We start from the raw sequence: 13880 nt of genomic DNA, 5'->3' as shown, positions 1-13880 counted from the left end.
CCGACTACGATCAGATAATGGCAATCCTCCAAAAGCTGAAGTCCCTGTTGGGGTTCGACGAGTCGGACTCGGAGCGCGGGGGCGCTCGAGAGGTCGGGGTAACGGTCGAGCGGGAACGATCGAACGACGACGCCGGGAGCGACACCGACGCGGGCGCGGCGGACGAAGGGGCCGCCGAGCCGCCCCAGTCGGCCGCGACCGGCTCGACGGCGGCGGCGTCGACGGAGTCGCTGACGGACGAGCCCGATCGCCCGGAGGAGGCCGCCGAACCGGCGGAGGCGACCGGGCCGGAGACCGAGGACGCGGCACCGACGACCGAGAAAACGGCCGAACCCGGGTCGCCCGTCGAGGAGGCCGAACCCGACGCCGACGCGGCGGCCGAGTCCGAGTCGACGGAACCCGAGCCCGAAACCGCAGCCGAGACCGACGACGCCGAAGACGAGGAGGACACGGCGGTCGAAGCCGACGCCGCGGACGAAAGCGCCGCCGAACCCGCGCTCGAGGAGTCGGTCGCCGAAGCGGAGACCGACGACGAAGTTGACGACGCCGAACCCGACGCCGACGCCGAGCCCGAACCGGAAAATCAGGAGCCGGTCGACTCCATCAAGGGGATCGGCCCGGCCTACGCAGACCGGCTGGCCGGCGCGGGCGTCGAGACCGTCGGCGAACTCGCCGTCGCGGACGCCGCCGACCTGGCCGAGCAGACCGACATCTCGGAAAAGCGCATTCAGGGCTGGATCGACCGCGCCGAAGTCAGGTAACGACCCCACGGATCTCTCACTCTCTCGCCGTCTCGAGGCGCTGTCTCTCCCCGTTCTCCGAGCCGACCCAGTTTTGCCGGTCGACCCCGCCGACCGGCGGCCCGTGACCGCCGGCGTCCCCGCCCGCGTTCGACGGTCGGCCGACTGCCGAATCGCAAGAGGATTATCGATCCGTTCCGTTCCGTGCCACATGAGCGACCCGCGCGTCGTCACGACGCTCGACTCGTTTCGCGCCGCCGCTCGGGACCCCGAGCCCGGCGCGTCGACCCCCCGTGACGCCCCGGCGACGCGCACCGGACGCCGCGTTCCCGTCGAAGTGCGACTCACCGTCGACGACCCCTTTGCCGCCTACCGCCGCGCCCGCGACGGCGAGGGCGACGCCTTCCTCGAGACGACCGGCGGCCAGCCCGGCTGGGGCTACTTCGGCGTCGATCCGGTCGACCGGCTCACCGTCGGCCCCGACGCGGTGCCACGAGCCGAGGGTGATTCGCCGACGCTGGCCGCCCTCGAGGGCCTGCTCGCCGCCGACGGACTGGCGCGGGGCGACTGCGACGTCCCCTACCCCTGCGGGGCCGTCGGCTGGCTCTCCTACGACGTCGCCCGCGAACTCGAGACCCTCCCCGAGTCGGCCGTCGACGACCGGGGGCTGCCGCGGCTCGAGGCCGCGGTCTACGACCGGCTGGCGGCGTGGGAGGCACCGGTCGACGGCGAGACGACGCTGCGGATCACGGCCTGCCCGCGAGTCGGGACCGGCGACGCCATCGAGTCCGCCTACGAACGCGGCCGCGAGCGGGCGCTCGACCTCGCCGAGCGGATTCTCGAGGGCGATCCGACGGTCGGCGACCCGCCGGTCTCGAGCCCCGAGGCAACCTTCGAGAGCGACTGCGGTCGCGAGGCCTTCGCCGACCGCGTGCGCCGGGTCAAGGCGTCCGTCCGCGACGGCGACACCTTCCAGGCGAATATCTCCCAGCGGCTGGTCGCGCCCGCGGCGGTCCACCCCGTCGCCGCCTACGACGCCCTGCGGCGGGTCAATCCCGCGCCGTACTCCTGTCTGCTCGAGTTCCGGGCGGCCGACCTGGTCAGTGCGAGTCCCGAACTGCTGCTAGAGCGCGACGGCGAGTTCGTCCGGACGGAGCCGATCGCGGGCACCCGGCCCCGCGGCGAGACGCCGGCCGAGGACGACGCGCTCGAGGCCGACCTGCTGGACGACGAGAAAGAGCGGGCCGAACACGCGATGTTGGTCGACCTCGAGCGAAACGACCTCGGGAAGGTCTGTGCGTACGGCTCCGTCGACGTGGCGGAGTACCGCCGGATCGACCGCTACTCGGAGGTGATGCATCTCGTCTCGAACGTCACGGGCAGACTCCGGCCCGACGCCACGCTCTCGGACGCCATCGGGGCGGTCTTCCCCGGCGGGACGATCACCGGCGCGCCCAAACCACGGACCATGGCGATCATCGACGAACTCGAGGCAACCCGGCGGGGTCCCTACACCGGCAGCGTCGGAATCTTCGGGTTCGACGGCCGCGCCACACTCGACATCGTCATCCGGACGCTGGTCCGGCAGGCCGACGAGTACCACCTCCGGGTGGGTGCGGGGATCGTCCACGACTCCGACCCCGAACGCGAGTACGACGAGACGCTGGCCAAGGCCCGCGCGCTCATCACGGCCGTCGACGAAGCGCTGGGCGAACGGGCTGAGCTGGACCTCGAGGACGAGAGCGACGAAGCGAACCCGGAGACGGCCGGCAGGGGTGAGCAGAGTGACTGAGTCGCGGACCCGCGTCCTCGTCGTGGACAACTACGACTCGTTCGCGTACAATCTGGTCCAATACGTGGGCGAACTCGCGGACGACGTCGTGGTCCGCCGGAACGACGAGATCGATCTCGCGGGGGTTCGGTCCCTCGAGCCGACGGGGATCGTCGTCTCGCCGGGCCCCGGAACGCCGCAGGAGGCGGGGATCTCGATGCCGCTGTTTTCCGAGACCGAGTACCCGATTCTGGGGGTCTGTCTCGGCCATCAGGCGCTGTGTGCCGCCCACGGCGCGCCGGTGGGCCACGCCCCCGAGGTCGTCCACGGGAAGCCGTCGACGATCACCCACGACGGGACGGGACTCTTCGACGGGCTGCCCGAGACGTTTCAGGTCGGCCGGTATCACTCGCTGTCGGTCGAGCGCGCTGGCCTGCCGGACGCGCTCGAGGAAACCGCTCGGACGACCGACGAGCGCGGCGTTTTGATGGCGGTCCGCCACCGCGAGAAGCCCCATCTCGGGGTACAGTTCCATCCCGAGAGCATTCTCACGCGGGCGGTGCCGGGCGCGGACGCCGACTCCAGCGACGACGGGAGCGGCGAGGAAATCTCGCTCGAGGTGGGCAAAAAGCTGATCGCGAACTTCTGTCGGCTCGCCGCCCGCGCCGACGGGTGAGCGGGCCGCCCGATGCTCCCTCGAGCGGGCCGTCAGCACTCCCGTTCGATCACCGTGACCGCCTCGAGTGCCGGCTTCAGCACGACGCGGTAGCCCGCGTACTCGAAGCGGACGGTGACGGTCGCGTCCGACTCGAGGACCGCGGTCAGCGCCTCGGTGTCGACCGTGTCGCCGAGGGGCGGCAGGCCGGCCACGGCGCGGCCCTCACGGGCCGCGATACGCGTGAGTGCCGTAGCGAGTGCTGGATGCATGGGTATCATCGGGGCGTTCGACGAGCGTGAGTGCGAACGTCGTCTCGCAGTCCGGGCAGGTGGCCGGACCGTCGGTCGGTGCGATACGGCTGTCGGTCCCACAGTCGCAGTGGATGGTGATGCTCGAGACCATAGGTTGGGTGTGGCCCCGACGCGGCGGTCGGCAACCCAGCGAAGACATCGGCGACGGTAGCGACTGGTCGGCGGGACGTCGGCACTTCTTTATTTCGCCACCGACAATGGTGGATTGCTCCCGCGACGCGGGGGCCGTGTGTGAGCCGGAGCGCGTGGCTCCAACCTAGCACTCCGGCTCAGCGCACTTTCGTGCGCGTCTGTACGTTACGGAATCTATCCTAAAGAACGTTAGGATATTGACTGGTTAAAGTCTACGATGGTACTCCAGAAAACGGGCCCAAGCGATGGTTTGGCTATGTTGTGTGCAAAAACGCGGTGCCCCTAAGGGGGCAGGGCAATTGCGCGGCGCGCAGAGCGCGCGCCGCGCTGAGAGAAGGGCGAACTGGTCGGTGCCAGACGGTACAACGGTGCTACTTCAGCATTAGGTGAAGATGGGACCTCGATAACGATTGTTGTCGAGTCCGCTTAGGAGGGGAGAGATTAGACTGGGGCTGAGCGGTAAGTACAAGAGACTTACTTATCGACCGTTAGCCAGTTTTAACTGCATGAGTAATCAGTGTCAATGTAGAGATGAACTGGAGGGAGATTTCGGTACCAGTATTAGTCTTAGTCCTATTAGCAGTCTTTCTATTGGGGACTATCCTTGGCGGTTCATCTGCTGGCTTATGGTGAGTGTCTATCGAACTACACCCAAACTGGTTGCTTACTCTGCCCATAGGACGTTAGCCAGTAAGTAGGCACACATAGTTATCGGGACGTTCAGCCAACCACTGAGTGAATAGAAGATGGTAAATCACTGTTTCGATCCAACCCCCTAGAGTTGCACGTCGATAGAGTCCGATTCCCGAATATGCACACGAATCGCGACTCGTCGTGTGCATATCAAGCGATGATTGCCCCGAGAGAACAGTCGGTTCTCATATCAGATGATGGTAATTCCCCGCTCGTGAGCTGATAGGCTACTCGAGAGCGTCACAAATGACGACGTGAGCAGTCGTGTGTACGAGGGAACGAACCCGAACGGCGAGGGTAGGCGTGACGAGAGCGGCGCACTCGAGCAGCAGTCAGCACCTTCATACACCTCCGAGTGCCACGACGAGACAATCCGAGCGCACCACCATGACTGACGACCCCATCTACCACGTCGACGGCGACCTCGAGCCCGCCAGCGAGGCGACCGTCAGCGTCGACGACCGGGGCTTTCGCTACGGCGACGCCGCCTTCGAGACGCTGCGGGTCTACGGCGGGACCGTCTTTGCGTGGGACGCCCACCTCGAGCGCCTCGAGCGGACCTGCGAGATACTCTCGCTCGAACACGGGCTCGCCGCCACCGACCTCCGGGAACGGATCGACGAGACGCTGGCGGCCAACGACCTCGCGGACGCCTACGTCCGGCTGTCGATCACCCGCGGCGTCCAGCCGGGGAAGCTCACGCCCGCTCCCGAGGTCGACCCCACCGTCGTCGTCTACGCCAAGCCCCTCCCGCGGGGCGGGCTCGAGGGCGAGCCCGTCTGGGACGGCCCGGCGACCGTCGAAACCGTCGACACGCGCCGGGTCCCCGATGAATCGATCCCCGCCGCCGCCAAGACTCACAACTACCTGAACGGCATTCTCGCGCGCACGGAACTCGAGCCCGGCAGCGACGAGGCGCTCATGTGTGATCTCGAGGGCCGAGTGACCGAGGGGGCCACGAGCAATCTGTTCTTCGTCCGCAACGGCACGCTCCACACGCCGACGACCGACGGGCCGGTGTTGCCGGGGATCACCCGCGATATCGTCCTCGAGTTGGCCCGCGAGGCCGGCCTGTCGGTCCGCGAGGGCCGATACGAACCGGACGCGGTCCGCGCGGCCGACGAGGCGTTTCTGACGAACCGAACGTGGGAACTCCGGCCGATCGGGACGCTGGACGGCCACGCGATCGGCGGCGGGTCGGTCACCGACCGGCTCGCACGGCTGTACGACGAGCGGGTCGAGCGGAGCTGTTACGAGTAATGGCGGTCGTCACCGATCCCGTCGAATCGCCCACGACAGCGACCAGCCGCCGAGACTGGTCACGCCGAAGGCGATCGCTGCGCGGTGTGTCGGGTCCTCGGTCAGGACCCCGGCGAGCAGATAGATGCCGGCGAACAGCCCGAGCGCGACGGCGGACGCGGCGACGGTCCACAGGACGTCGGTCGACCAGGGCCACTCCTGTGGCCAGTGCGCTTCGTGAATGGACGGCACGATCACACCGAGCAGCATGAGTAACATGAACCCGCCGGCGAACTCGTCCCAGTACCATGTACTCCCGAGCGCGACCGCCATCCCGATCGGCACCGCGGTCAGCAAAACCGGCAGCGAGCCGGTCCGGAGATCGTCCCTGAACCGCTCGCGGAGGGTGGGTCGATCGGAGGACATCGATAGCTACCGGCTCGAGCCGGACGCACAAAAGTGTGGTTGGTTATCCAAGAGGTCCGCAGTCCTCGGGACCGCCTCGCCGGGACTCGCCGCTCGAGTGCCATCGGAAAACGTGGTTCCACTCCCGCCGAACGGATCGATTCACCGCGGCTCGACCGGCGACGGCCGCTCGGACTCGCCGATCGCCGCCGCTTGCCCGCCGGACTCGGCCGGTGCCTCGACCAGTTCCCGCTCGGTTGCCGACAGCTCGAGGACGAATTCGCTGCCGAAGGCCGATGCGGGCGTCTGGAAGCCGGCCGGGACCCGGCCCCCCTCGAGGACCCGCTGTGCGGCCGCGACCGCCGACTCGGCCGTCAGGGCGTAGGGATTCGGCGTGCGGAGCCGGGCCTGTGCCCGTCGGCCGGTCGCCTCGTCGACGACCTCGCCCCAGACGACGGCGCTGCCGGTCGCCAGTTGGCGGTCGTCCGGCCCCTCGAGTCGGGCGTCGATCAGTCGCTTCAGGACTCGCTCGGCGGGGCCGCGCTCGAGGAGCCAGCCCAGCGAGTCGACCGCCGAGAGGGCCCGGTCCGCCCACGACGGCGCGGCGGCGTAGACCTCGATCGATTCGATCCCGGTGCTGTGGGCAGCGGTGACGACGTCGCCCCACGGGATCGTGACGGCGTGTTCGGGGCCGTCGCCGAAGTCGATCTCGCGGCTCCGGAACGCGGTCGGCACCTGAATGAGCCGGCCGTTGCGGCGCACGACGCCGCCGTCGCCGAGGTGTTCGAGCATCGTCCGGGCCGTGCCCCGCGAGAGGCCGCCCCCGCCCTTGATCCCGAGTCGCAATTGGTCGGCGGCCGGTAGCTGCTCGTTGAGAAACGCCGCCAGACAGTCCGAGGGGACGACGTCGAAGCCGACGCCGGGCAACAGCGTGATCCCCGCCTCGCGGGCCTGCTCGTCGCGCTGGCGGAGCCGCTCGAAGACCGGGAACTCACCGGTGATATCGAGGTAGTCCGTCTCCGTCTCGAGGCAGGCGTCGACCAGCGGGCCGGCCGTCTCGACGAACGGACCGGCACAGTTGAGGACGGCGTCGAAGGGGCGGAGTCGGCGCTCGAGGTCGTCGGCCGCGAGGTCGACGGTCCGGCCCTCGACCCGGAGCGCGTCGGCTTGTTCGGCGACCGCGCGGCCGTCGCGGCCGGCGACGACGGGCGAGCCGCCGCGAGCGACCGCCTCGCGAGCGATCAGCCGCCCGGTGTAGCCATAGGAGCCGTAGACGAGAAGGGAATCCATAGGCGGCGTTTGGCGGAGAGGCGGTTAAAACTCCGTCAGACATATGCACGCTCGTTGTCGAAACGTTCAGGACGAACGACCGGTAATCGGGGTCCCATGGACGCAGGACGGATCACGGCGCTTGCGGACGTGCCCGCCGACTCGACGGTGCTGTTTCGTGTCGCCGACGGCACGGGCGACGAGCGGGAAGCGATACTCGTTCGGACCGAAGCCGAGGGCGACGGTCCTGCCGACGAGGTCGCCTGCTGGCTCAACTACTGTCAGCATCTCACCCACATCAAACTGGACAAGGGGTCGGGCGCACCGATCCGAGACGGCGAACTCGTCTGTGCGAACCACGGCGCGTACTTCGAACCCGACTCGGGCCGCTGTACCTTCGGCCCCTGCGAGGGAGCCTATCTCACCGACCTCGAGGTCACCGTCGCGGACGGCGACGTCTACCTGACCGACGACGACTACGAGTTCGTCGGTCCCGGCCCGCTCGAGACGGACGATCTCGATCGAACGTCGACCTCGAACGTCGAGTTCTAGATCTCGTCGGGCGCGACGAGGTCGCGTTCCTGATCGTACACGAGCAGGCCGGCATCGACCAGCCGCGGCAGGTGATCGTGATAGAGCGAGAGATAAACCTCGGTGACCCGCTCGGCCGGGATATCCGTTACGCCGTGGCCCGTCTCCCGGATGGCGACCTCCTCCGCGGCGTCGGGCAGCGTCAGCTCCTCGTCGTAGGTGCGCATGACCCGCAACAGCAGCCGGCGGCGCTGGTCGGACAGCAACGCGAACGCGTCGTCGATCGCCTCTGCCGATGCGGTGGGCTCGTCGAGCCAGTCGAGGACGGCCTGGACGAACTCGGCGCGATCGGGTTCCGAGTGTGGTGCGGGACTCATATCTGTTCGATGGGCTCGAGTCGAACGGCCGAGACGGTGCCCGGACACGCGGGGGTTCGTCGACCGGGACACGACCGCTCGCTCGAGGGGACTACCGGGTTTGCTCTTGCGCGCTAAATATTAGTGTCGAATCGGAGACGGAATTAGACACCGGCGATGACAGTCCTCGAAGGTGGACTGTCAAGTCACTCGATCGTAAACGTCGGTTCGTCGACGGACTCGCTCTTGCAGTCGGGACACCGCGAGGGGAGGTTCAGCAGGTCGTCGTAGTCGTCGAACCCGCAGTTCCGACAGGTCGGCGGGGCGACGAGGAACTGCTCGTCGCCGTCGGCTACCGACTGGGAGACGTGTTCGACGTGGCCCACCACCGCGTGGGGCGTGAGATCGAACTGCGTCGCGAGTTCGCTCGGCGTCGCCGGCTCGGCCCGGAGGGCGTCGGCGAGTTTCTGTCGGGTGGTTTCGTCGGCCTCGCGCATACCGGGGGGTAACGGCGGGTGCGCTTTTACCGTTTGCTCTCCGCTCGCCGCCGCGAGTCCGTCCCCCATGAAAGGACAACTGACTTAGACCCCGCAGGAGAACACCGCCCTATGAAGGCCGTCGTCCTTGCAGGCGGGTACGCGACTCGGATGTGGCCGATTACCAAACATCGGCCCAAGATGTTCCTCCCGATCGGCGAGTCGACTGTCGTCGATCGCATCTTCGCGGAACTCGAGGCCGACGAGCGAATCGACGAGGTCTACGTCAGCACCAACGAGCGGTTCGCCCCCGACTTCGAGGCCCACTTGGCCGATAGCGAGTTCGACAAGCCCCGGCTCTCGGTCGAGGAGACGACCGAGGAAGACGACAAGTTCGGCGTCGTCGGCGCGCTTTCCCAGCTGATCGACCGCGAGGACGTCGACGACGACCTGCTGATCATCGCCGGCGACAACCTGATCAGCTTCGACGTCGCGGACTTCCTCGACGCGTTCGAAGCGCGGGACGCGCCGACGCTGGCCGCCTACGACGTCGGCACCCGCGAGAAGGCCAAATCCTACGGGCTGGTCGACCTCGAGGGCGACCGCGTCGTCGACTTCCAGGAGAAACCCGACGACCCCAAGAGTACGCTCGTCTCGATCGCCTGCTATGCGTTCCCGAAGGAATCGCTCGATCTCCTGCCGACCTACCTCGAGGACGGCAACAACCCCGACGAGCCCGGCTGGTTCGTCCAGTGGCTCCAGAACCGCGAGGCCACCTACGCCTACACCTTCGAGGGCGCGTGGTTCGACATCGGCACCCCCGAGAGCTATCTCGACGCCGTCGCCTGGCACTTGGACGGCGACTCGCTGGTCGCCGACTCCGCGACGCTGGAAGACGCCACGATCGGCGAGAACGTCCACGTCATGGCCGACGTGACCCTCGAGGGGACCGACCTCGACCACACCGTCGTCTTCCCCGAGGCGACGGTTCGCAACGGCGACATCCGCCGTTCGATCATCGATCGGGGAACCACGCTCGAGGACCTCGATCTCGCGGGGGCGCTCATCGGTGCCCACACGACGATCACGAACGGCGGCGCGTAGCGACGGCCGGCCGTCGATCGCTGGAATCGGGCGATACACCTATGGGCATGCCGTGTGTCACCCGTGACCAACGGACATGAGTGTCGACGAGACGGCCCGGGCGGCCCTCGAGTCCCGTGCCGACGGCGTCCCGGCCGCGGAACTCGCGGCCCAGTTCCTCGAGTTCCGGCGCTGGACCGGCTCGAACCCGCTGTTGCTCGTCGCCGAGGCCGCCGCGGCCGCGACCGGACAGGGCTTTCTCGACGGGATCAAACCGGCCGTCGAGCGATTTCGCGACGCGTTCGTCGCGACCGGGCGGATCGCGTCGTTTTCGGACCTCGCCGCCCTCGAACGCGAGGACGACGACCTCGTAGCGGCGCTGGGCGCCCGGCGCAAGCGCGATGTCTGTTGTGAGATCGCGGCCGTCCTCGCCGACTCCCCGACGGACGACGACCTCAAGGCGCTGGTCGACTGGGCCGAAACAGCGGATCACTACCGGCACGAGTCGGATCCGATCGGATCGATCGCCGGCGTTGGCCTCGGGACCGTTCAGTACCTGCGACAGTTGGCCGGCGTCGATACCCCGCGACCGGATCCGCCCCTCGAAACCCTGCTGTCGGCCGTCGACGACGATCTCGAGCGCTCGCCGATCGACACCGCGACGGCGCGCCGGACGATCGCCTCCTGTGAGTGGCTCGCCGTCGTCTCGGGGTATCGCCGGCTCGAGATCGATCGGATCGCGTGGTGGCGGGCGACGGAGCCGGCCGAACGGGAGCGAATCGCCGACGTTCACGTCGCTCGAGTCGATCGGGACCGTTGAACCGACCGGCACGGGGCCGCGGTGGCCGCCGGCGCGGCGCGATCGGACTAGAACTCTTCGGTCGGGACGGTGAATTCGGCGGTCACGAGACGGCCGTCCTGCGAGACGTCGCCCAACGTCGCCTCCTCCGAGAGGTCGTTCTCGACGTCGGATTCGGCCTGCTCGAGATCGACGCCGTCCTCGCTCGCGTACAACAGGAGGTATGTCCCGTTCGTCTCAGCGCCGTCGATCTCCGCAGTGATCGCGGTCGTGACGACCGTATCGTCGGCGGCGTCTTCGGTCGCCGACTCGGTCTGTCCGCTGACGTAGACGTAGTGGTCCGTGTCCACTTCGCTCTGTACCTGATCGAAGTCGTCGTTCACGTCGACGAACCGGTCGACGTCGCCGCTGGCGGTATCGATCAGGTGTTCGATCTCCTCGCGGGCGTCGACGTCGGAGAACCGTTTCCGGACGTCTTGACGAGGATGTCTCCGTCGGTTCCGATCACCGCGTTCTCCTCCTCGTCGTCCGTGTAGAGGTCGAAGTCACCGTGGCTGCCCTCCGCGGCGAACCCCATCCCGTCGACGACCGCCTCCCCATCGAACGAGCCGGTCAGTATCTCCGACCGACCGACGTTGAGGACGTACTCGACGTCGTCGGCGACGAGTTCGCCGCTGTAGTTGTTCGTGGCCTCTTCGCGCAGGTCGCCTTTGTTCTCCACCTCGTCCGTCTCGAGGATCGCCTCCACGTTCATAAGGAAGACCGTCACCGAGTCCGAATCCAGCCCGTCGGGATCGTAGACCCACTCGGTGTAGTCGAAGCCGAAGTAACTCCCGACGACCGGAATCTCGCTACAGCCGGCAAGCGCCGTCAGTAGTCCGGTCCCCGCAACGCCTGCCCCAGTTCGAATAACGTCACGTCTCGAGTGCATCCGCTCGCTCTGTAATCAAGTATTATATAAAATCGTTGTGACCGATACGTGCATCGAAATAAAATTCGAATTATCGATCGTTTGTACTATCTTTGGGCGTTCACAACCAGGAATCTCGAGACGGATCCTCCGACGGTCGGCTCGAACCGATGTCTCGCTGCCCCCTCGAGACGGTCCGCATCGATCGCGAACCACGTCACTCGAGTCGAGCGTCGGTGATCCGCAAGCGCCCCCGCGTCCCCTCCCACTCCCGCTCGTACTCGAGGTCGATTCGCCGATCCATATGTGGCCCATCCACGACAAAGGTCTCTGACCCACCTTTTTTGCTCGAGTGGTCAGCCTTCGGCTGACCACTCGAGCAAAAAATCTGGTCCAAAAAATGCCGCTCACTCGCTGCGCTCGCTCGCGGTACTTATGCTAGCTCCGCATCGGTAATCCGCAATCGACCTCGCGTCCCTTCCCACTCCCGTTCGTACTCGAGGTCGATCCGCCGGTCCATATGCGGCCCGTCCACGACAAACGTCTCGAACTCGCCGCCCTCTCCGAGGATATGGACGCCGTACTCCTCGTACAGCGCCTCGAGTTCGGCGATCGCTTCCCGGTCGAGCGTGCGCCCGAGCCACGACTCGTCCAGCCCGCGGGCCGCGACCTGGATGATCGCGATCTCGAAGCCGGCCTCGAGCATCGCGTCGGCGAGGTCGCGGGGGTCCTCCTGCCAGAGCGGGGCGAACAGCTCACAGCCGAGGCGGTCGCACATGCCCTGAATGCGGCTCGTTTGGTACTCGCTTTCGACGGCACCGGCCGTGACGCCCGCGATCCCGCCCGGGAGGTCGGCGTCGAGTTCCTCGAGGGCGGCCTCGAGGGGCTCGAGTTCGGCGTCGCCTTGCACCCCGGAGTCGGCGGCCGTGTCGGCCGCGAAGTCGTCGGGTTCGACGTCGATCAGTTCGATGCCGATGCTCTCGGCCGCCAGCGTCGCCAGTTCCGTCGCGGGGACGTGATACATATACGAGTCGCCCGCGGGGTGGACGGTCACAAGCCGGTCGACGGGCAGTCCCGCCTCGAGGGCCCGGTACAGCGCCCACGAGGAGTCCTTGCCGCCCGAAAAGAGACTCACCCACGCGCCGTCTGCGTCGCTCATGGTCGGTCGTCGGCCGGCGCGGGTAAATGGATACCGAGTCGGAACGGTCAGCGGTCGCGATCGGCGGGCGAGTCGGCGCCGGCGGCCGCACCGCCGTCGGTGAGTTCGGGATCGCTCCGGTCCGGGACCGCGCCGGAATCGGGGGTTGCGGCCGCGGACTCGCCGTCGGCCGTCGCGCCGTCTTGTGGACCCGCATCGGAGCCGCCGTCGCTCCGTTCGTCCTCGCCGCTCGAGCCACTGAGCGAGGCCGCGATCTGTGCGCCGACGAGGCTAATGACGATCGCGGTGACGACGTAGAGCGCGAGGCGTTCGCCCGCCCCCATCACGAACCGCTCGTTCGAGAAGATGAGGAACTCGTTGGCCGGGACGACAAACGACTCCATCTGACCCTGTTGCTCGAGGAAGTACGCGGAGAACCCGCGAACGACCAGCCCCACCGCGACGACGATGAAGGGGAGGTTGAGAAAGGAGGTGCGGATGGGGTCGTCGCCGATCGCCTCGTCGAGCAGGCGGCCGGCACTGGCCGTCAGGGCGGCCATCGCCAGCCACGGGACGCTGTCGAACGCGAACCGGGTCGCCGGGATCACGATGCCGGACGTATCCTCGAGTCCCGAGACGCCGAGCGCGCCGACGAACAGGCCGACGAAGGTCAGCCCGGCCGCGACGACGTAGGTGACGACCGACACCTGCCCGGAGTACAGCGACTCGCGGGTCCCGCGGGCGAGTCGGGTCAGGCGTTCGTCGATGTTGAAGCCCTTGTAGAGCAGGAAGAGGCCGATGACGGTCGTAATCGCGGCCGCGCCCTCCGCCGGCCCGACGGTCGTCGCGAGCAGCGGAAAGACCAGCAGCGTCAGCCCGATCGGGACGAGGATCGTCTGGCGCAACTCCTCGTCGGCGAGGAACTGCTTGAGCAGGTAGTACGTCGACTCGATGTCCCGTGCCTGGCGGACGACGACCCGGTCGACCGAATCGACCTGCACGCGGCTCTCGACGATCGGAATCAGCCGTTCGTCCTCCGCACTGTCGGTCACGACGACCGCCGAGTCCGGATCGTAGTCCGCGATGAGGTCGTCGAGCTGCTCGGCGACCGCCCGGTCGGCCGACACCATCGACTCGTGGTCCCCCGAGACGACCGCGACGACGACCTCCTCGTTCTCGTCGCGCAAGTCCTGGGCGACCCGCAACGACTCGAGCAGGGTGTTGACTCCCGAGTCCTCCGGATCCGCGAGGCCGACGTCGGTCACGAGCGCGCGAACTGCCTCCCAGCCGACGACCGGCGAGCGCAGGCCGGTCTTGCGGCCCACGTCGTCGGTCCGGTCGAGACAGACGACCAGCGTTGTCACGGTAG

The 13880-nt window shown here is 67.6% G+C and carries 17 protein-coding genes and 1 pseudogene; 7 read left to right on the top strand and 11 right to left on the bottom strand.

The features are described 5' to 3' along the window. The first annotated feature begins 17 nt into the window (after window positions 1–17). From ACERIM_RS13195 to ACERIM_RS13185, 3 genes are all read left to right on the top strand, one after another. Entirely contained in the window at window positions 18–761 is a 744-nt protein-coding gene (locus ACERIM_RS13195; protein ID WP_373633026.1) for a helix-hairpin-helix domain-containing protein, read from the top strand. Window positions 762–951: 190 nt separating this feature from the next. After that, the gene (gene pabB / locus ACERIM_RS13190) at window positions 952–2532 is read left to right on the top strand and encodes an aminodeoxychorismate synthase, component I (RefSeq protein WP_373633023.1); all 1581 of its coding nucleotides are present in this window, start codon (window positions 952–954) and stop codon (window positions 2530–2532) included. Further along, entirely contained in the window at window positions 2525–3187 is a 663-nt protein-coding gene (locus tag ACERIM_RS13185) for an aminodeoxychorismate/anthranilate synthase component II (RefSeq protein ID WP_373633021.1), read from the top strand. Before pabB ends, ACERIM_RS13185 begins: the two co-directional genes overlap by 8 nt. Window positions 3188–3219: 32 nt before the next feature. On the opposite strand, the gene ACERIM_RS13180 is transcribed toward ACERIM_RS13185, so the two are convergent. Both ACERIM_RS13180 and ACERIM_RS13175 read right to left on the bottom strand, forming a co-directional pair. Further along, window positions 3220–3438, bottom strand: coding sequence for a HalOD1 output domain-containing protein (locus ACERIM_RS13180; RefSeq protein ID WP_373633019.1), 219 nt, complete (start codon window positions 3436–3438; stop codon window positions 3220–3222). Next, window positions 3392–3571 carry a hypothetical protein gene (locus ACERIM_RS13175; RefSeq protein ID WP_084813319.1) on the bottom strand — a complete coding sequence of 60 codons (180 nt, stop codon included), beginning with the start codon at window positions 3569–3571 and terminating at the stop codon, window positions 3392–3394. The genes ACERIM_RS13180 and ACERIM_RS13175 overlap by 47 nt, the downstream gene beginning before the upstream one ends. Window positions 3572–4692: 1121 nt before the next feature. Between ACERIM_RS13175 and ACERIM_RS13170 the strand changes: the two genes are divergently transcribed. Beyond that, window positions 4693–5565: an aminotransferase class IV gene (locus ACERIM_RS13170; RefSeq protein WP_373633017.1), complete on the top strand. Its 873-nt coding sequence runs from the start codon at window positions 4693–4695 to the stop codon at window positions 5563–5565. Between the two features lie 9 nt (window positions 5566–5574). Here ACERIM_RS13170 and ACERIM_RS13165 read toward each other — a convergent pair whose 3' ends face one another. Together ACERIM_RS13165 and ACERIM_RS13160 are read right to left on the bottom strand one after the other, a co-directional pair. Continuing rightward, a complete protein-coding gene (locus ACERIM_RS13165; RefSeq protein ID WP_373633014.1) occupies window positions 5575–5970 on the bottom strand; it encodes a hypothetical protein in 396 nt (131 codons plus the stop codon). Between the two features lie 141 nt (window positions 5971–6111). Next, window positions 6112–7239 carry a trans-acting enoyl reductase family protein gene (locus tag ACERIM_RS13160; protein ID WP_373633013.1) on the bottom strand — a complete coding sequence of 376 codons (1128 nt, stop codon included), beginning with the start codon at window positions 7237–7239 and terminating at the stop codon, window positions 6112–6114. 96 nt (window positions 7240–7335) lie between these two features. Between ACERIM_RS13160 and ACERIM_RS13155 the strand changes: the two genes are divergently transcribed. Beyond that, window positions 7336–7770, top strand: a complete 435-nt coding sequence (locus ACERIM_RS13155; protein ID WP_373633011.1) for a Rieske (2Fe-2S) protein — start codon at window positions 7336–7338, stop codon at window positions 7768–7770. Here the strand turns inward: ACERIM_RS13155 and ACERIM_RS13150 are convergent. Both ACERIM_RS13150 and ACERIM_RS13145 read right to left on the bottom strand, forming a co-directional pair. After that, window positions 7767–8126, bottom strand: coding sequence for a hypothetical protein (locus ACERIM_RS13150; protein ID WP_006650102.1), 360 nt, complete (start codon window positions 8124–8126; stop codon window positions 7767–7769). The two genes, ACERIM_RS13155 and ACERIM_RS13150, sit on opposite strands and share 4 nt — an antisense overlap. Window positions 8127–8311: 185 nt before the next feature. Continuing rightward, the gene (locus tag ACERIM_RS13145; RefSeq protein WP_049964997.1) at window positions 8312–8602 is read right to left on the bottom strand and encodes a transcriptional regulator; all 291 of its coding nucleotides are present in this window, start codon (window positions 8600–8602) and stop codon (window positions 8312–8314) included. Between the two features lie 111 nt (window positions 8603–8713). Here ACERIM_RS13145 and ACERIM_RS13140 point away from each other — a divergent pair, with 111 nt between their 5' ends. Both ACERIM_RS13140 and ACERIM_RS13135 read left to right on the top strand, forming a co-directional pair. Then, the gene (locus ACERIM_RS13140) at window positions 8714–9685 is read left to right on the top strand and encodes a sugar phosphate nucleotidyltransferase (RefSeq protein ID WP_373633009.1); all 972 of its coding nucleotides are present in this window, start codon (window positions 8714–8716) and stop codon (window positions 9683–9685) included. Between the two features lie 76 nt (window positions 9686–9761). Continuing rightward, window positions 9762–10484, top strand: coding sequence for a hypothetical protein (locus tag ACERIM_RS13135; protein ID WP_373633007.1), 723 nt, complete (start codon window positions 9762–9764; stop codon window positions 10482–10484). Window positions 10485–10531: 47 nt separating this feature from the next. Here ACERIM_RS13135 and ACERIM_RS13130 read toward each other — a convergent pair whose 3' ends face one another. The 5 genes and pseudogenes from ACERIM_RS13130 to ACERIM_RS13110 form a co-directional block, all read right to left on the bottom strand. Continuing rightward, window positions 10532–10846 carry a hypothetical protein gene (locus ACERIM_RS13130; protein WP_373633005.1) on the bottom strand — a complete coding sequence of 105 codons (315 nt, stop codon included), beginning with the start codon at window positions 10844–10846 and terminating at the stop codon, window positions 10532–10534. 38 nt (window positions 10847–10884) lie between these two features. Next, window positions 10885–11394 carry a hypothetical protein gene (locus ACERIM_RS13125; protein WP_373633003.1) on the bottom strand — a complete coding sequence of 170 codons (510 nt, stop codon included), beginning with the start codon at window positions 11392–11394 and terminating at the stop codon, window positions 10885–10887. A gap of 196 nt (window positions 11395–11590) precedes the next feature. After that, window positions 11591–11704: pseudogene (locus ACERIM_RS13120) on the bottom strand (ATP-binding protein); the annotation flags it as partial. A 102-nt stretch (window positions 11705–11806) separates the two neighbouring features. Then, window positions 11807–12532, bottom strand: coding sequence for a diphthine--ammonia ligase (locus tag ACERIM_RS13115; RefSeq protein ID WP_373633001.1), 726 nt, complete (start codon window positions 12530–12532; stop codon window positions 11807–11809). A gap of 47 nt (window positions 12533–12579) precedes the next feature. Then, window positions 12580–13875 (bottom strand): DUF373 family protein, encoded by a 1296-nt coding sequence (locus ACERIM_RS13110; RefSeq protein ID WP_373632999.1) that lies wholly within the window; start codon window positions 13873–13875, stop codon window positions 12580–12582. Window positions 13876–13880: the final 5 nt, after the last annotated feature.

Source organism: Natrinema sp. H-ect1 (assembly GCF_041821105.1).
GTDB lineage: Archaea > Halobacteriota > Halobacteria > Halobacteriales > Natrialbaceae > Natrinema > Natrinema thermotolerans.
The sequence above is the reverse complement of the archived record's forward strand: the minus strand, read 5'-3'. Positions and strand labels throughout refer to the sequence as shown.